The sequence below is a fragment of the Bradyrhizobium retamae genome (assembly GCF_001440415.1).
In the GTDB taxonomy this organism is placed as follows: Bacteria; Pseudomonadota; Alphaproteobacteria; order Rhizobiales; family Xanthobacteraceae; genus Bradyrhizobium; species Bradyrhizobium retamae.
In genome coordinates, this window is sequence record NZ_LLYA01000159.1 from 222,360 (window position 1) to 240,430 (window position 18,071).

15 protein-coding genes and 1 pseudogene are annotated in these 18,071 nt (G+C 64.2%); 7 read left to right on the plus strand and 9 right to left on the minus strand.

Annotated elements, in window-relative coordinates; all coding sequences use genetic code 11:
- Positions 1-44 precede the first annotated feature (44 nt).
- From CQ13_RS21165 to CQ13_RS21195, 7 genes and pseudogenes are all read left to right on the plus strand, one after another.
- A complete protein-coding gene (locus tag CQ13_RS21165; RefSeq protein ID WP_057844762.1) occupies positions 45-368 on the plus strand; it encodes a PilZ domain-containing protein in 324 nt (107 codons plus the stop codon).
- Between the two features lie 130 nt (positions 369-498).
- Positions 499-1,221, plus strand: a complete 723-nt coding sequence (locus tag CQ13_RS21170) for a nucleotidyltransferase family protein (RefSeq protein ID WP_057844763.1) — start codon at positions 499-501, stop codon at positions 1,219-1,221.
- Between the two features lie 250 nt (positions 1,222-1,471).
- Positions 1,472-4,618 carry a double-strand break repair protein AddB gene (gene addB / locus CQ13_RS21175; RefSeq protein WP_057844764.1) on the plus strand — a complete coding sequence of 1,049 codons (3,147 nt, stop codon included), beginning with the start codon at positions 1,472-1,474 and terminating at the stop codon, positions 4,616-4,618.
- Positions 4,612-8,141: pseudogene (gene addA, locus CQ13_RS21180) on the plus strand (double-strand break repair helicase AddA). Before addB ends, addA begins: the two are co-directional and overlap by 7 nt.
- A 72-nt stretch (positions 8,142-8,213) precedes the next feature.
- Positions 8,214-8,534 (plus strand): thioredoxin, encoded by a 321-nt coding sequence (trxA, locus tag CQ13_RS21185; protein WP_016847387.1) that lies wholly within the window; start codon positions 8,214-8,216, stop codon positions 8,532-8,534.
- Between the two features lie 68 nt (positions 8,535-8,602).
- On the plus strand, positions 8,603-9,685 hold the full coding sequence (locus tag CQ13_RS21190) for an ATP-dependent DNA ligase (protein ID WP_283807514.1): 1,083 nt from the start codon (positions 8,603-8,605) through the stop codon (positions 9,683-9,685).
- Between the two features lie 131 nt (positions 9,686-9,816).
- Positions 9,817-10,278: a DUF2231 domain-containing protein gene (locus tag CQ13_RS21195; RefSeq protein WP_057844766.1), complete on the plus strand. Its 462-nt coding sequence runs from the start codon at positions 9,817-9,819 to the stop codon at positions 10,276-10,278.
- 176 nt (positions 10,279-10,454) lie between these two features.
- On the opposite strand, the gene CQ13_RS21200 is transcribed toward CQ13_RS21195, so the two are convergent.
- The 9 genes from CQ13_RS21200 to CQ13_RS21240 form a co-directional block, all read right to left on the minus strand.
- Positions 10,455-11,072, minus strand: a complete 618-nt coding sequence (locus CQ13_RS21200; protein ID WP_057844767.1) for a class I SAM-dependent methyltransferase — start codon at positions 11,070-11,072, stop codon at positions 10,455-10,457.
- Complete coding sequence (locus CQ13_RS21205) at positions 11,060-11,800, minus strand: metallophosphoesterase family protein (RefSeq protein WP_057844768.1); 741 nt, start codon at positions 11,798-11,800, stop codon at positions 11,060-11,062. The genes CQ13_RS21200 and CQ13_RS21205 overlap by 13 nt, the downstream gene beginning before the upstream one ends.
- A 252-nt stretch (positions 11,801-12,052) precedes the next feature.
- On the minus strand, positions 12,053-13,393 hold the full coding sequence (locus tag CQ13_RS21210) for a bifunctional folylpolyglutamate synthase/dihydrofolate synthase (RefSeq protein ID WP_057844769.1): 1,341 nt from the start codon (positions 13,391-13,393) through the stop codon (positions 12,053-12,055).
- On the minus strand, positions 13,390-14,331 hold the full coding sequence (accD, locus tag CQ13_RS21215; protein WP_057844770.1) for an acetyl-CoA carboxylase, carboxyltransferase subunit beta: 942 nt from the start codon (positions 14,329-14,331) through the stop codon (positions 13,390-13,392). Before accD ends, CQ13_RS21210 begins: the two co-directional genes overlap by 4 nt.
- Before the next feature lie 103 nt (positions 14,332-14,434).
- Complete coding sequence (gene trpA, locus CQ13_RS21220) at positions 14,435-15,271, minus strand: tryptophan synthase subunit alpha (protein ID WP_057844771.1); 837 nt, start codon at positions 15,269-15,271, stop codon at positions 14,435-14,437.
- A complete protein-coding gene (gene trpB / locus CQ13_RS21225) occupies positions 15,268-16,485 on the minus strand; it encodes a tryptophan synthase subunit beta (protein WP_057844772.1) in 1,218 nt (405 codons plus the stop codon). Before trpB ends, trpA begins: the two co-directional genes overlap by 4 nt.
- Positions 16,482-17,141: a phosphoribosylanthranilate isomerase gene (locus tag CQ13_RS21230; protein WP_057844773.1), complete on the minus strand. Its 660-nt coding sequence runs from the start codon at positions 17,139-17,141 to the stop codon at positions 16,482-16,484. The genes trpB and CQ13_RS21230 overlap by 4 nt, the downstream gene beginning before the upstream one ends.
- Before the next feature lie 60 nt (positions 17,142-17,201).
- Entirely contained in the window at positions 17,202-17,594 is a 393-nt protein-coding gene (locus tag CQ13_RS21235; protein WP_057844874.1) for a LapA family protein, read from the minus strand.
- A 72-nt stretch (positions 17,595-17,666) separates the two neighbouring features.
- Positions 17,667-17,972, minus strand: a complete 306-nt coding sequence (locus tag CQ13_RS21240; protein WP_057844774.1) for an integration host factor subunit beta — start codon at positions 17,970-17,972, stop codon at positions 17,667-17,669.
- Positions 17,973-18,071: the final 99 nt, after the last annotated feature.

Here is an 18,071-nt window from a genome sequence, read left to right on the forward strand (position 1 = left end):
CTGCGCAGGCGTGGACCAGCATTTTCTGAAACGGAAGGACGGCCATGGCGGCGGCGGAACGGCGCAAGGGAGATCGAGTCGTATTCGAGCGCGGCTTTGCGGCGCACATGATGGGAATCGACGGCACCTGGCGGCGTGATTGCGTGATGGAAGACGTCTCCGAGACCGGCGCCAAGCTGACGGTCGAAGGCTCGGTCGAGGGCCTGCATCTGAAGGAATTCTTCCTGCTGTTGTCGTCGACGGGATTGGCCTATCGGCGCTGCGAGCTGGCCTGGGTCAATGGCGATCAGATCGGCGTCAATTTCCTGAAGCAGGGCGACAAGAAGAAGAAAATGGCCAAGCGCGGGGCCGAGGACGCCGAAGCCTGAAGTTGGGCAAGCGCCGGCGGCCGTCGTACGGCCGTCATGTGCGGCCACTAAGGCCTCATGGTTACTGGGTTCAAGCTAGTCGCCGTGGTATGATCCGCGGCGCGATTTGATGGTTCGAGAAAACTCCAAAATGTCCGTTACGCCCACCAAAGCCATGGTCCTTGCTGCCGGTCTCGGTTTACGCATGCGCCCACTGACCGACCATATGCCGAAGCCGCTGGTGAGTGTGGCCGGCCAACCGTTGCTTGATCACGTACTCGACAAGCTAGCCGGCGCCGGCGTCGGCGAGGCCGTGGTCAATGTGCATTACTTGCCTGACCAGATCATCCAGCACACCGCGAACCGTACCCAGCCCCGCATCATCATTTCCGACGAACGCGACCAGGTGCTCGGCACCGGTGGCGCAGTGGTCAAGGCGCTGCCGCTGCTCGGCGAGGAGCCGTTCTTTCACGTCAACGCCGACACGATGTGGATCGACGGCGTGCGGCCCAATCTGACGCGGCTTGCCGAAACCTTCGATCCGGATCGCATGGACATCCTGCTCTTGATGGCGCCGACCACGAATAGCATCGGCTATGCCGGCGGCGGCGACTACGCCATGCTGCCGGATGGCGCGCTGCGCAAGCGGCGCGAACACCAGGTGGTGCCGTTCGTCTATGCGGGGGCTGCAATCATGTCGCCGTCGCTGTTTGCCGACGCGCCGGCAGGCGAGTTTTCGCTGACCAAAATGTTCGACCGCGCCAACGAGCAGGAGCGACTGTTTGGCCTCAGGCTCGACGGCGTGTGGATGCATGTCGGAACCCCCGACGCGGTACAGGCCGCGGAGGAGGCGTTTTTGGAGAGTGTAGCCTGATCCTACGCTGGACCAGGGTCGAACCGATGCGCCGTCAGCGCGAAGCATCAGCGATTCGTGCCCGGAAGGCAGTGCAGATACTCTTCGACGGTCCGGCGCAGGGCTCAGACAAAAACCTCGAAAACAAGCCCATGCAAAGTAGAGGGGGCCCGGACTGCTTTGGCAGTGAGTAGCGGGGACGCCACCCTCACCCGCATGACCTCCCCCTCATTCCTCCCTATATTGCCCCTGATCTCGAATCAGGAAGCCCATGCGCGTTTTCAGCGTTCCCGTCTCCGCACCGTTCCTGCGCACCGTCATCGCGGCGCTGGTCGGCGGCCGCCTCGTCGAGGGATTCGAGGCGCGCAAAGATCCGCTGAATCTCGCAACGGCAACGCTCTATCTGCCGACCCGGCGCGCCGGGCGGCTGGCGCGGGAGATTTTTCTTGATGAGCTGAAGACCGATGCCGCGATCCTGCCGCGCATCGTAGCGCTTGGCGACATCGACGAGGACGAGCTGGCGTTTGCGGAAGGTTCCGAACAATTCAGCGGCGTCGCGCCGCTCGACGTTCCGCCTAAACTTGGTGAGCTGGAGCGTCGCCTGACGCTGGCGCATCTGGTTGCGGCATGGGCAAAAAGCCCGGTGTCGGCGCCGCTCGTGGTCGGCGGCCCGGCCTCGACGCTGGCGCTGGCCGGCGATCTGGCGCGGCTGATGGACGACATGGTGACGCGCGGCGTCGCCTGGGAAGCGCTCGACAAATTGGTGCCCGACCAATTCGACAAATATTGGCAGCACTCGCTGGAATTCCTGCGCATCGCGCGCAAGGCATGGCCGGAGCACTTAAAGGAAATCGGCCGGATCGAACCTGCCGAACGGCGCGACCGTCTGATCGAGGCGGAAGCCGCGCGGCTCACCGCACATCATGAGGGGCCGGTGGTCGCGGCAGGTTCGACCGGCTCGATGCCGGCAACCGCGAAATTCCTAACTGCCATAGCCCACCTGAAGCAGGGCGCGGTGGTGCTGCCGGGGCTCGACACTGATCTCGACGAGGAAGCCTGGCAGACGATTGGCGGCGTCAGAGACGCGCAGGGCAAATTCACCATGCAGCCTTCCTCGAACCACCCGCAATTCGCGATGCATGGATTGCTGGATCGCTTTGGCATCAAGCGATGCGACGTCGAAATTCTCGGCACGCCGGCACAGCAGGGCCGGGAAGTACTGGTATCGGAGACGATGCGGCCGTCTACGGCGACCGAGCAATGGCACGACCGGCTGGCGCAGCCGGAAGTGTCAGCGAGGATCGCGGCCGGTATGGCAAATCTCGCCGTCGTCGAAGCGCCCAACTCGGAGATGGAGGCGCTGGCGATTGCGGTGGCGATGCGCGAGGCGCGACACCTCGGTAAATCGGCCGCGCTGGTGACGCCGGACCGCGCGCTGGCGCGTCGGGTGATGGCGGCGCTGAGGCGCTGGAATCTCGAATTCGACGATTCCGGCGGCGACGCGCTGATGGATACGCCAAGCGGCATTTTTGCCCGCCTCGCCGCAGAAGCCGCCGCCCAGGGGCTGGAGCCCCCGACGCTGCTGGCGCTGCTGAAACATCCGCTGTTTCGGCTTGGCGGCGCCTCCGGCGGTTTCAAGCACGCCGTCGAGACCCTCGAACTGGCGCTGCTGCGCGGCACCCGGCCACAGGCAGGAACGGCCGGCCTGGCGCGCGACTTCGATCGTTTCCGCGTTGAGCTCGGAAAACTCCGGCGCAAGGAAACCTCCTCGCTTCATGCCTCGGAGCCACGCGCGAAAATAAGGGATGACGAACTCGATCAGGCCCAGGCGCTAATCGCAGCGTTGCAGAAGGCGCTGTCGCCGCTGGAAATCATGGGCTCATCAAAGCCGTACGATTTCGCCGAACTGGCGCTGCGCCATCGTGAAACGCTGATCGCGCTGTCCTCGGATCAAAACGGAATTGCGGTCGTCTTCGAGGAAGCCCAAGGCTCGGCCCTGTCAGCGGCGTTCGACGACCTGCTGGCCGAGCAAAAGCCGAGCGGCCTGATGGTTCAGCTCGGCGATTACCCCGATGTGTTCCAGACTGCCTATGCCGACCGCATGGTGCGGCGTCCGGAATCCGCCAACGCGCAGCTCCAGATCTACGGCCAGCTCGAAGCGCGGCTGACCGAATCCGACCGCGTTATTCTCGGCGGGCTGGTCGAAGGCGTGTGGCCGCCGGCTCCGCGGGTCGATCCGTGGCTCAGCCGGCCGATGCGCCATGAACTCGGCCTCGATCTGCCGGAGCGGCGCATCGGCCTCTCCGCGCACGACTTCGCGCAATTGCTAGGCACGCCAGATGTGATTCTCACCCATTCGGCCAAAGTCGGCGGCGCGCCGGCTGTTGCCTCGCGCTTTCTGCACCGATTGGAGGCGGTGGCCGGCGAACCGCGCTGGGAGGAAGCCAAACGTGCCGGAGAAAATTACGTCCGCTTCGCCACCGAACTGGATCAACCCGACGAGGTCAAGCCGATCGAGCAGCCCGCGCCGAAGCCGCCGGTCGAGACGCGGCCGCTCAAGCTGTCGGTCACGGCGATCGAGGACTGGCTGCGCGATCCCTATACGATCTACGCGAAATATATCTTGCGCCTCGATCCGCTCGATCCTGTCGACATGCCATTGTCGGCGGCCGACCGCGGCTCGGCGATCCACGACGCGCTCGGCGAATTCACGCAAGAATTCGCTGACGCGCTTCCGCCAGAGCCCGCGCTGGCGCTGCGCGGCATCGGCGAGAAATATTTCGCCCCGCTGATGGAGCGGCCGGAGGCGCGCGCCCTGTGGTGGCCGCGGTTTCAGCGCATCGCTGCCTGGTTTGCGGAATGGGAAAAGGCGCGGCGCGACGACATCGAGAAGATTGCCGCCGAGATCAGGGGCGAGATCAAAATTCCGCTCGACAACGAGCGCATCTTCACGCTGTCCGCGCGCGCCGACCGGATCGAGCAGCGCCATGACGGCAGCTTTGCGATCCTCGACTACAAGACCGGCCAGCCGCCGACCGGCAAGCAGGTGCGGATGGGCCTGTCGCCGCAACTGACACTGGAAGCTGCGATCCTGCGCGAGGGCGGGTTTGAGAATATCCACGCCGGCTCATCTGTCGGCGAACTCGTCTATGTCAGGCTCAGCGGCAACAATCCGCCCGGCGAACAGCGCTCGCTGGAACTGAAGATCAGGAACAACGATACGCCGCAGCGGCCGGACGAAGCGGCCGACTACGCCCGTGAGCAGCTCGAGGCGCTGATCCGTAAATTCGAGAACGTGGAAACCGCCTACACGTCGCTGAACCTGTCGATGTGGTCGAACCGCTATGGCGCCTATGACGATCTCGCCCGGATCAAGGAATGGTCGGCGGCCGGCGGGCTGGGGATCGAGGAATGGTGAAGGCTGCCCGCATCATTCCCGACGCCGTTCGTGCGACGCAGGCGCGCGCGTCAGATCCGGCCGCGTCCGCCTTCGTTTCGGCAAACGCCGGCTCGGGCAAGACGCATGTGCTGGTTCAGCGAGTGATTCGCCTGCTGCTCGATGGCGTGCCGCCGGAGAAAATTCTTTGCATCACCTTCACGAAAGCCGCCGCCGCCAACATGGCGGAGCGCGTGTTCACCACGCTGGGCCATTGGGTGACGCTCGACGATGACGCGCTGGATGCGGCGATCCGCGAGGCCGGCATTCCCCATCCCAGCGCACGCCTGCGCAAATCGGCGCGCAAACTGTTCGCCTGCGCGCTGGAGACGCCGGGCGGGCTCAAGGTACAGACCATTCACGCGCTGTGCACGCGGCTGCTGCAGCAGTTTCCGTTCGAGGCCAATGTGCCGGCGCGGTTCGCCGTGCTCGACGAGCGCGACCAGAACGAGATGATGGAGCGTGCCAATCTTGCCGTTTTCCTCGAGGCGTCGCGCAACCCTGACAGCGCGACCGGGCGCGCGCTGATGACGGCGATGGCGAGCGCTGCCGACGTTACCTTCAAGGACGTCGTGCGCGAGGCCTGTCTCAGCCGCGATCATTTCATGGCCTGGACGGATGCCGCCGGCAGCGCGCAGGCGGCCGCAGCGCAGATTTCAGCCGCACTTGGCGTCGGTCCCAATGATCGCATTGAAGACGTCGAGCGTGAGATCATCGACGGGCGGAATCTGCCGCGCGCGCGATGGCCGGAGATTGCGCTGGTGCTTGAAACCGGCGGCAAATCCGATCAGGATCAGGCAGCGCGGCTGCGCGCCGCGCTGGTGTTCAGCGACGCTGCGCAGGTCGACCAGTATCTCACCCTGTTCCTCACCGACACCGAGCGCACGTCGCGCAAATCGGTGGTGACGAAGAAATTATGTGACAGCAATCCGACCGTTGGCCGGCTGATGGAATCGGAAGCCCGTCGCGTCCTTCCCCTGATCGAACGTCGTCGCGCATTGGTGGCACGCGACCGTACCGAGGCGCTGCTATATATCGCAACCGCTGCAGCGGCGAACTACCGCCGTGAGAAGCAGGAGCGCGGCCTGCTCGACTACGACGATCTGATCGACAAGACGCTGGAAATGCTCGACCGCGTTTCCTCGGGCTGGGTGCATTACAAGCTCGATCGCGGCGTCGATCATGTGCTGATCGACGAGGCGCAGGACACCAGTCCGCGACAATGGGACATCGTCGCGCACATCATCTCCGAATTCACTTCGGGTGCCGGCGCGCGCGACGGCGTGGTGCGAACGGTGTTCGCGGTCGGCGACGAGAAACAGTCGATCTTTTCGTTCCAGGGCGCGGCCCCGCGCGAATTCGACCTGCGCCGCCGCGCCTTGCAGCGGAAGTTCGAGGGCGCCGGGCTGAAGTTCGATCCAGTATCCTTCACCTATTCGTTCCGCTCCGGACCGGAGATCCTTCACGCGGTCGATCAGGTGTTTCGCGAGCAGGATATCTACCGCAGCATTCACGCGGTCGATATCGGCAATCCGATCCATCACGCGCTGGCCGATGCTGGTCCGGGCCAGATCGATCTCTGGGAGCTGGCGGAAGCCGACGACCGGCAGGATATCGAGGGCTGGCGCGCGCCGTTCGACGGCGTCTCCGCGACCAGCCCCGAAGTGAAGCTGGCCCGGCGCATCCAGGCCGAGATCAAGGCGCTGGTCGGCAGCGGTGCGATGACCGGCAGCAAAAACGACCGCCGCCCGCTGCGCTATGGCGACATGCTGGTCTTGGTGCGCCGGCGCGGCAACGCGTTTGACGCCGTGATCCAGGCGCTGAAGCACGCCGGTATCCCGGTCGCCGGCGCCGACCGCCTCAAGCTGACCGAGCACATCGCGATCATCGACCTGATGAACCTTGCGGACGCACTGCTGCTGCCGCAGGATGATCTGGCGCTGGCGGTGGCGCTGAAGAGCCCGCTGTTCGGGCTCGACGATGACGACCTGTTCAAGATCGCTTGGCAGCGTAAGGGATCGTTGCGCACCGCATTGACCGCGCGCGCCGCGGCTGATGGCCGGCTGAGGGATGCGCGGTGGCGGCTCGAACAGTGCGAGCGCCGCTTTGCCTGCGAAACGCCGTTTGCGTTCTATGCCTGGCTGCTCGGCGGCGATGGTGGCCGCGCACGAATCCTGCGGCGGCTTGGGCACGAGGCGAACGACGCGCTGGATGAGTTTCTGGAGCTGGCGCTGAGCTATGAACGCAAGGCGCCGGCCTCGCTGCAGGGTTTCATGGCCTGGTTGCGCACCGCCGACCTCGAAGTGAAGCGCGACATGGAGATCTCGCGCGACGAGGTCCGCGTCATGACCGTGCACGGCGCCAAGGGCCTGGAAGCTTCCGTCGTGTTCCTGGTGGACACCACGACGTCGCCCTCGGATACGCAGCGGCTGAAGCTCATCAACTTGCCGCTGGGCAATGCCGATCCGCACGCGCCCGGTGTCGTGGTGTGGGCCGGCCGCAAGGCGGAGGACCCCCCGGCTGTCGCTGCCGCCCGCGCCGCGATGATCGACGATACCGAGGATGAATACCGCCGCCTGCTCTATGTCGCGATGACGCGCGCAGCGGACCGCCTGATCGTCGGCGGCTGCATGCCCGGCAACATGAAGAGTGTCCGGCCGCTGTCCTGGTACGACCTGATCACCAAGGGGCTCACGGGCTCCGCCTTGCAGCTTCAGGAGATCGAGACCGCCATAGGCCGGGTGAAGCGCTATACGCGGCCCGAGGAGTCCGCACCCTCGGCCGCTCCGGCTGCTGCGTCATCCCCGGCGGCGCCGATGGCGTTGCCCAACTGGTTGCTGACGCCAGCACAGCCCGAAATTTCCCCGGAAAGTCTGTTGCGGCCTTCGGACCCCGCTGACAGCGACAGCCACCCGGTCCGGACGGCGGAGTCGCTCACACAGCGTGCCCGCGCCCTGCAGCGCGGCACATTGGTGCACCGGCTTCTGCAGTCGCTGCCTGATGTCGCCGCCGAGCGCCGCCGCGAGGCCGCGCTGACCTATCTGGCCCGCAATGCCGATGGCTGGACCGAGGAGGAGCGGCAGGTACTGGCCGAAAGCACGCTCGCCTTGATCGCCGATGCACGGTTTGCGCACGCTTTCGCCCCCGGAAGCCGCGCCGAAGTCTCAATCGTCGGTCGGCTGGAGCGGTCGGGCGGGCGGCCGGCGCTGGTGTCCGGGCAGATCGACCGCCTCGTGGTGACCGAGCGCGAAGTCCTGATCGTCGATTTCAAGACCAACCACGCCCCGCCGGGCCGGCCCGAGGAAGCGCCGAGGGGCTATGTCCGCCAGCTCGCGCTGTACCGGGCGGTGTTGGCCAGGCTGTATCCCCAGCGGCCGATTCGAGCCGCGCTGCTCTGGACCGAAACCTCTGAATTAATGGAGATTTCAGCTCCAGCGCTGGAGGCCGAGCTGGCATCCATCATCTCGGCGTGACCGCGCTTGACCCGGCAGGGTCGCGTTCATAGGTTTGCCACATCATACGCGGGGCGCGATTCTTGACCGCGCCCCTTAATTTCTAACCAAACGAGGTAATTCCCATGGCCGTTGGCAAGGTTTCTGACGCCGATTTCGAAGCCGAAGTGCTCAAGGCGACCGGGCCGGTGGTCGTCGATTTCTGGGCCGAATGGTGCGGCCCCTGCCGCATGATCGCGCCTGCGCTCGACGAGATTTCCGGCGCCATGGGCGACAAGGTCAAGATCGTGAAGCTGAACGTCGACGAGAGCCCGAAGACGGCCTCCAAATACGGCGTGATGTCGATCCCGACCCTGATGATCTTCAAAGGCGGCGAGATGGCCTCCCGCCAGGTCGGCGCCGCGCCGAAGGCGAAGCTGCAGCAGTGGATCACCGCGGCAGTCTGATCGCCGTCTAGAGGCAATAATTTTTTGACGACGGCCGGCAAATTGCCGGCCGTTTGCGTTGAGACGGTATGTCTCGCGTTGAAGAATACCTCGGCCTGCCACCTGGAAAGGCTCGCCGGCGCCCCGCCCCGCTGGCGGCAATGGAGGCGCGCTCGGTCGATGTCATCCCGCGCGGCGCAGAATGGCAATACGAGCCGAAATGGGACGGCTTTCGCTGCCTGCTGTCGCGCCAGGGAGATCTGGTCGACCTTCGCTCCAAGTCCGGCGAGGATCTCGCCCGCTACTTTCCCGAACTGGTTCGCTCGGCGCTTGCGTTGAAGGCGACCAGTTTCCTGCTCGACGGCGAAATCGTCGTGCCGCATGGCAAGGCATTTTCATTCGACGATCTGCTGCAGCGGATTCATCCCGCCGCGAGCCGGGTCAAGAAGCTGTCGCAGGAGACGCCGGCGCTGTTTCTCGCGTTCGACCTGCTGAAGACGGCCGCGGACAAGAAGTTCGCCGCATCGCCGTTGCGGATACGCCGGCCGGCGCTGGAAGCGTTTGCGAAAGCGCAGTTCAAATCCAGCCCGACATTTCGTCTGTCGCCGGTCACCACGAGCTACACCACCGCCCATAAATGGCTGAAGCAAGCCGGCGGCGGTTCAGATGGCGTGATCGCCAAGCGCATCGACCTGCCCTATCAGGCCGGCAATCGCGACGGCATGCAGAAGATCAAGAAGTTCCGCAGCGCCGATTGCGTCGTCGGCGGCTTCCGTTACGCCACCAACAGAATCGCGAACCGGAAGGTTGTCGGCTCCCTGCTGCTCGGCCTCTATGACGACAAGGGGCTTCTGCATCATGTCGGATTCACCTCCGCGATCAAGCAGGCGGATAAGCCAGCGCTGACCTATCGGCTCGAGCCGCTGATCGCGCCTCCAGGGTTCACCGGCAATGCGCCGGGCGGTCCGAGCCGATGGTCGACCGAGCGATCGGCAAAGTGGTGCCCGCTGAAGCCAAAACTCGTGATCGAGGTCTGCTACGATCATTTCAGCGGCGAGCGATTCCGCCACGGCACCTCGATCCTGCGCTGGCGGCCCGACAAGGCGCCGCGGCAGTGCACCTTCGATCAACTCAAGCAGAAAGCCGCCGACCCGATGAGGCTGCTGAAGTGAAGCGGGCGCTATGTCGCGAAGCGGACGTTCCATGAGTTTTTGCGGGCGCACTTCGATCCTCTGCAGCATGGGCGTAGGAACCCGCGTTTCAACAGGCAGTTGAATGCCCATTGCCAATTCAGGAGGCATTCATGACCAATCCAAAATCCACGGCGCAAATTGCCGGCCACCCGATCCATCCCATGCTTATTCCGTTTCCGGTCGCCTGCTTCGTTCTCGCGTTCGTATCTGACGTCGCATTCTGGAGAACCTCGAACGAATTCTGGGCCAACGCCTCACTCTGGCTACTGGGAATAGGCCTGATCATGGCCGCACTCGCGGCGGTCGTGGGCGTGATCGACCTGATGGGGGACGATCGCATCCGCAATCTCAACGACGCCTGGCTGCATGCCGGCGGCAATGTCATCGCGGTCTTGATCGAGCTCTATAACTGGTATTCTCGCTACACTGAGGGAACGTCGGCCATTGTCCCGACGGGTCTGGTCCTATCGCTCATCGTCGTACTCATCCTGCTCTTCACCGGCTGGAAGGGCTGGGACATGGTTTACCGCAACCACGTCGGCGTATCCGATGTTGCCGATCAGCCTCGCTGAATAACGCGGGCTTGTAGATCCTATGGGTGGCAGGTGGTCAGGGGTAAGCTGAGTTCGCGACCACCCAACCACCCGGAGGATCTAGGCGGTCTCCGCGATGCGACAGACCATCGTCGCATGGTCCCACCACGAATTGACATTGACCGTGCTCTCTCGCTCCTCAAAGCCAGCGTCCATCAGCTCGCGACCAATATCCTCAGCGGCTTCAGCGTTCGGTACGCACAGCCGTCCTGCAGCAATTGACCGTTGACCGGGTCGAAGCGCGCCTTGGCCTCGTCGGATTTCGGCAAGCCGCACATGGTGCTGACGACGAAGACGCCATCGGATCGAAGGGTTCGATGAACTTCCTGAAGGCACCGGGTTCGATCGCATCCGATCAGACAATGCAGGCAACTGCCGTCCATCACGATGTCGAACGACGCGTCGGGAATGAACGGCATCTCGCAAACATTGCCTTCCCGAAAAGCGCCGGAAAGCCCGCGTTCGGCGAATTGCTCTGTTGCCCAGACGATGGCCGTTTCCGAAATGCCGACGCCGTGCACCTCGTAACCCTTTCCGGCCATCAGCAGTGACCACGACACGCCGTTGCCGCAGCCGAGCGCGAGAATTCTCGCCGGTGGCGAGGGCAGGAATTCCCGCTCGAGCCGATCGAGCGTATCGGTCATGCGCGCAAGATTCCGCTTCTGCGCCCGTCCTGACCACCCCCGGTGACCGGTTATCTTCAGGCGGCGGTATTCCGCGTCGTAGTCATGCATCGGCTGCACCGTTGCCGCTTTCGGAGCTACCTGATCCATCCTGTCGCTAGCGCGCTGGCGAGCTCGGCCTGACCGTTCCGTTGCGCGAGCGCGGCCATCGCCTCGTGATCATACGGCACATGCCGAAACGTGACGCGCCAGGCGGCGTCAGCAAGTTCGAGGATAGCATAGCGCGCATCCGGCGTGCCGGCTTCGACGACATGCGGAAAGGGATGCACGTCGCGATAGCCGGGCAAGCCGACGCTGCCGGGGTTGACGATCAATCGGTCATCGCGAAGCCTGACCGCGCGGGCAAGATGGGTGTGCGCGCAGAGGATCAGGGACTGCGTGACGCCCCGCGCGCGCTCCTCGATTTCATCCAGCGATGACATTCGCACGGTGCCGTCGGGCAACACCGTTTCCAGCCAGTAGACCTCGTCATGCTCAGGCGTTGCATGGCAGAGGAAGGCCCGATCGCGAAACACAGCCGTCTTCGGCACCGCGCGCAGCCAATCGAGATGGCGCTGTTCGAGCTGCGCGTGCGCCGGCCGGTCCCATGATCCCATCTTCTCCGGCGGCCGGTCGATCAGATAGCGATCATGATTGCCTAGTACATGAACGGCGTCGATCGCCATCAGCGCATCCATGGTGCGTCGAGCGTCGAGCGGTCCGCTCGCCATGTCGCCGAGATTGACGATTTCGCCAATGCCTAGCGCGCGGATGTCGGCCAGCACGGCTTCCAGCGCGAGGTAATTTCCATGCACATCAGCAATGGCGGCAAAACGCATGGGGATTCCAGCTTTGATGATTGTCGTACGGCCCTGCAAAAACGATGCTGCGCCATCTACCTCATTTGGGTGAAGCCAGCCTGCAACATTATCCTTACTTCCTATTGCGGAACGAAGGTTCCGACTCGCAGCTCTCAGGCGTCTTGGCTAGTCTTTGCAAAGACCGGGGCTGGCTAGTTTCATAAGCAATCGATATTTTTTCCCGGGCGGCCGCTGGAAGCGATTCCAGCGGTCATTTAATTTTGTGGAATACTATGCCGGCGGCGTGCCGTTGATGGCAAGCACATGGCCGACGAGATAGAGCGAGCCGGTGACCAGAATCCGCGGCGGCACTTCGTAGGCGAGACGCGAGAGCGCGTGCAGCGCGGCTTCGACGCCTGCAGCATTTTCCACGCGCATGCCGAGCGCGCGCGCCGCATCCGCCAGCCGGTCCGGCGGCATCGCATTGTCGCGTCCGGGGATCGGCACCGCCACGATGTGCCGCGTCAGTCCTGCGAAATTAGCGAGAAACGCGCTGGCATCCTTGTTCGCCATCATGCCCGCGATCACCACCAGGGGCCGCGACACCCGCTCTTCGAGATCGCCTAGCGCGGCAGCGGCGACGCGGCCGCCTTCCGCATTGTGTCCGCCATCGAGCCAGATCTCGCAGCCTTTCGGCCCCTGATCGACTAGTGCGCCCGAGACCAGCCGCTGCATCCGCGCCGGCCATTCTGCGCCAACGATGCCGGCCTCGAACGCCGCCATCCCGATCCTGAACGCCTCGATCGCACGCAGCGTGGCGATGGCAAGGCCGGCATTGTCGAATTGATGCCGCCCGAACAGCCTTGGCGCCGCAAGATCCATCAGGCCGCGTTCGTCCTGATAGACCAGCCGCCCGCGCTCGACACCGACATGCCATTGCTGCCCGGCCGCATGCAACGGGGCGCGCATGCGGTTGGCCTGCGCGTCGATCACCGCCATCGCCTCCGGCGCCTGTTCGGCGCAGATCACCGGCGCATCGCGCTTGAAGATGGCGGCCTTCTCGCCGGCGATCGCGGTCAGCGTGTTACCGAGAAATTCCGTATGATCCATGCTGACTGGCGTGATCACGGTCGCGACCGGCCGGTCGATGACGTTGGTGGCGTCGAGTCTTCCGCCGAGCCCGGTTTCCAGCAGCACGACATCGGCGTCATGCTCCGCGAACAGGCAGAACGCCGCCGCGGTCTCCATCTCGAAAATCGTGATCGGATCGCCCGCGTTGAACTGCTCGCAATGCTCCAGTACCCGGCGCAATTCGGCATCATCAGCCAGCCGTCCGCCGCCCTTCTCGCCCAGCCGGAAACATTCGTTGATCCTGACCAGATAGGGCGAGGTGTAGACGTGCACGCGCAGGCCTGCAGCCTCCAGGATCGCGCGCAGATAAGCGATGGTGGAGCCCTTGCCATTGGTGCCGGCGACATGGATCACCGGCGGCAACAGCCGCTCCGGATGATCGAGCCGCGCCAGCAGGCGGTGCATCCGATCAAGGCCGAGATCGATGCGCTTCGGATGCAAGGCAGACAGCCGCGCGATCAATTCACCGAGCGGCTGAGATCTGGCGGCAGGCAGGCTCACGCGTGGGGTGCAGCCGGCACCGCTTCCGGAGCCGAGACGATCTGGGCCGGGTCTGTGACCTGCGGCAAGGGCTTTGAGGCGACGTCAGGCGGCGGCGATTTGGTCAGGAGCCGGCACAGCCGCGCCAGCGTCGAACGCATCTCGTGGCGATGCACGACCATGTCGATCATGCCGTGGTCGAGCAGATATTCGGCGCGCTGGAACCCTTCCGGCAATTTTTCACGGATGGTCTGCTCGATCACGCGCGCGCCGGCAAAACCGATCAGCGCGCCGGGTTCGGCGATCTGCACGTCGCCCAGCATGGCGTAGGATGCGGTCACGCCGCCGGTGGTCGGATTGGTCAGCACCACGATGTAGGGCAGCTTTGCTTCCCGCAGCATCTGTACGCCGACGGTGGTGCGCGGCATCTGCATCAGCGACAGGATGCCTTCCTGCATGCGCGCGCCGCCGGAGGCCGCGAACACGATGAACGGCGACTTCTTCTCCACCGCAAGTTCGAGCCCGCGCACGATCGCTTCGCCCGCGGCCATGCCGAGCGAGCCGCCCATGAAATCGAAATCCTGCACCGCGATGACGACGCCGGCGCCCTCCAGCTTGCCGTAGCCAACCTTGATGGCGTCGTTGAGCCCGGTCTTGGCGCGGGCGTCCTTGATGCGGTCGGCGTATTTGCGTTCATCGCGGAACTTCAGCGGATCGGCCGTCACTTCAGGCAGCGCGATGTCGTACCAGGTCTCGTTGTCGAAGATCGACTTCAGCCGCGCCACCGCGCCCATGCGCATGTGGTAGTTCGAGCCGGGAATGACGAACTGGTTGGCCTCGACGTCCTTGTAGAACACGAGTTGCCCGGAATCCGGGCACTTGATCCACAAATTCTCCGGCGTCTCGCGGCGCAGGATGTTGCGGATTTTCGGCCGGACTACATTGGTGAGCCAATTCATGGTTCGCTCCGAAATGCGATTTGACGCATCAATTGGATTATATGGCTGCCCGGCCAAGACCGGGCAAGCCGCTGCTAACGCCTATTTCCACGCAAATTGTGGCTTATTCCGCAGCCTGCTTCGCGCCCCGGACGCCCTGCGCCAGCGACGCCACGACATCGGCCACCGCGGCCACGGTCTTGGTGGTCGCCCGCCCCTGGGCGTCGAGGCTGTCGCGCAACGCATCGACCAGGGCGGTGCCGACCACGGCGCCATTGGCCTTCTCGGCAATCGCGCGCGCCGCCTGCGGGGTGCGGATGCCGAAGCCGACGCACACCGGAAGCTTGGTGTGGCGCTTGATACGGGCCACCGCATCGCCTACCGCCTTCGAATCGGCCGCCGCAGCGCCGGTGATGCCGGTGATCGAGACGTAATAGACAAAACCGGAGGTGTTCGCGAGCACGGCGGGCAGGCGTTTGTCGTCGGTCGTAGGTGTCGCCAGGCGGATGAAGTTGAGCCCGGCCTTCAGCGCGGGAATGCAGAGCTCATCATCCTCCTCCGGCGGCAAGTCGACGATGATGAGGCCATCGACGCCGGCGGTCTTGGCATCGGCGAGGAACTTGTCGACCCCATAAATATAGATCGGATTGTAATAGCCCATCAGCACCAGCGGCGTGGTGTTGTCTTCCTCGCGGAAGCCGCGCACCATCTCGAGCGTCTTCCGCAGGGTCATGCCGCTCTTGAGCGCGCGCAGGCCGGCGGCCTGGATCGATGGCCCGTCCGCCATCGGATCGGTAAAGGGCATGCCGATCTCGATGATGTCGGCGCCCGCCTTTGGCAGCGCCTTGAGGATGTCGAGCGAAGTCGCGGGATCGGGATCGCCGGCCATCAGGAAGGTGACAAACGCCGAGCGGCCTTCTTTTGCGAGTTCGGCAAAGCGTGCGTCGATGCGGGTGGTCACTGCTTCCTGCCTTTCAAGATCTCCGTGATCTGCGGAATGTCCTTGTCGCCACGGCCGGAAAGATTGACCACCATCAGATGGTCCTTCGGCCGCTTCGGCGCGAGCTCCGTGACCTTGGCGATCGCGTGCGCAGATTCCAGCGCGGGTGGGATGCCTTCCAGTCGCGACAGCAGCATGAAGGCGGCGAGCGCTTCGTCGTCGGTCGCCGAAAGGTAAGTGACGCGGCCGCTCTCGTGCAGCCAGGAATGCTCCGGCCCGATGCCGGGATAATCGAGCCCCGCCGAGATCGAATGCGCATCCTGGATCTGACCGTCATCGTCCATCAAGAGATAAGTGCGGTTGCCATGGAGAACGCCGGGCCGGCCGCCGGCGATCGAGGCGGCATGCAGTTGTGTCAGCCCATGCCCGGCCGCCTCGACGCCGAAAATTTCGACGGAGGGGTCGTCGAGGAACGGATGAAACAGGCCCATCGCATTAGAGCCACCGCCGATGCAGGCGATCAGCGAGTTCGGCAAACGGCCTTCGGCCTCCTGCATCTGCTTGCGCGTTTCCTCGCCGATCACCGACTGGAAGTCGCGCACCATCATCGGATAGGGATGCGGCCCCGCCACCGTGCCGATGCAATAGAAAGTGTTGTGCACGTTGGTGACCCAGTCGCGCAGCGCCTCGTTCATCGCATCCTTCAGCGTGCGCGTGCCCGACTGCACCGGCACGACCTTGGCGCCCAACATCTCCATGCGGAACACGTTTGGCGCCTGACGGGCGACGTCCACCGCGCCCATATAGACCACGCATTCGAGACCAAAGCGCGCGCACAGCGTCGCGGTGGCGACGCCGTGCTGGCCGGCGCCGGTCTCGGCGATGATGCGCTTCTTGCCCATGCAACGCGCGACCATGATCTGGCCGAGCACGTTGTTCACCTTGTGCGAGCCGGTATGGTTCAGCTCTTCGCGCTTCAGGTAGATCTTGGCGCCGCCGAGATGCTGGGTGAGCCGCTCGGCGAAATAGAGCGGTGATGGCCGGCCGACGTAATCCTTGAGATAGCCGTTCATCTCGGCCTGGAACGACGGATCGGCCTTGGCTGCCGCATAGGCCTTTTCCAGGTCGAGGATCAGCGGCATCAGCGTTTCCGCGACGAAGCGGCCGCCGAAATTGCCAAAATGCCCGCGCTCGTCGGGACCGGTGCGGAAAGAGTTCGGAAGTCTAGAATTCATCGGACCATCAATTCTTCGGTTGCGCGCGCGGCGCGAATGAAATGGCGGATCAGCTCGGGAGCCTTGACACCGGGCGCACTTTCCACGCCGGAGGACACATCGACGCCACCGGCGCAGGTAACGCGAATGGCCTCCGCGACATTGTCGGCGCTGAGCCCGCCCGAGACCATAAAGGGCAATTGGAGATCGAGCTTTTCCAAAACGTGCCAGTCGAACACGTTCCCCAACCCCCCAGGACGGGTGGCGCCTTTGGGAGCGCGGGCATCGAACAGGATGCGATCGGCAATGCTCGCATAGCCCGGCAGCGCTGCAAGATCGGCCGAGGTTTCAACGGCGATCACCTTCATGACCGGCAATCCGAATTTTTGTTTGATGTCGCGCACCCGCGCGATGCTTTCCTTGCCGTGCAGTTGCAGCAGGTCCGGCTGCAGCGTCTCGGCGATATTTTCGAGCGTCGCGTCGTCGGCATCTACGGTCAATGCCACCTTGGTGGCGCGGCCCTTGGCCTGCCGGCCGAGCTCGCGCGCGGTCTCGAGGCTGAGATGGCGCGGCGACGGGGAGAAGAATACGAACCCCACCATGTCTGCACCCGCCTCAAGCGCTACCTCGAGCGTCTCGCGCGTGGACAGGCCGCAAATTTTGACGAGCAGGGACATGGTCTCTCGGGTACATATTTCGCCCCGTAACCGGCTGGAACAGGGGCTGACGGGCGGGTTCTACAACGTCGCGCCCTGCTTGTCTCGCCCGGGGGCCCCGTAGAAGCCATACGGGGACGGCGCCGGAAGCCGCTGCTGATGGCCCCGCGAAACCGCCGCCGCGGCCCGTAGATCGGCCGCTTCCGCCCTTGCCCGGCGGGCATCCGCCTCATGCTGGCGCGCCGCGCGGCGCCAGTGCCGTTGGCGGAACCAGGTCGCCATGCCACCCGCCGCCACCCCCAGAATGGCGACCATGATGATCACGGCAAACAGCGGCAAGCTCACCGCGACCGCCGGATCGGTCGAATTGAAGGGATCGAACGATACCGTCACGAAATGGCGGTTGGCGACGGCGAAAATAACGAAGATCAGCCCTAAGGGAATGACGACCAGCGCCGTGAAGAACTTTCGCATGACCATCTCTCTTAGGTGATGGAGAAAGGCGGGCACGGGACCCGCAACACGGCTACAGATCGCAAAAATCGGTTACGCGCCGGCCTCGGGCGAGCCGTTGTCGCGGTTCAGTCGCTCGCGCATTTCCTTGCCCGTCTTGAAGAACGGGACGCTCTTCTGGTCGACCGGCACATGGGCGCCGGTGCGCGGATTGCGCCCCGCTCGCGCCGGGCGATGCTTGACCGAAAAAGCGCCGAAGCCGCGCAACTCGACACGGTCGCCGCGCGCCAAGGCAGCGACGATCTCATCGAGGATCGCGTTCACAATGTTCTCCACATCCCGCTGATAGAGGTGCGGGTTGTGCTCGGCGATGCGCTGAACAAGTTCGGATTTGATCATCGAAGTTGGGGTCCGGGATCGTGCGGACTTCCATTTCCGTGAAAATGCCTTGCACTGTCAAGACGCTAATTCACTTTTGGGCATCGCGAAATGGCGTGA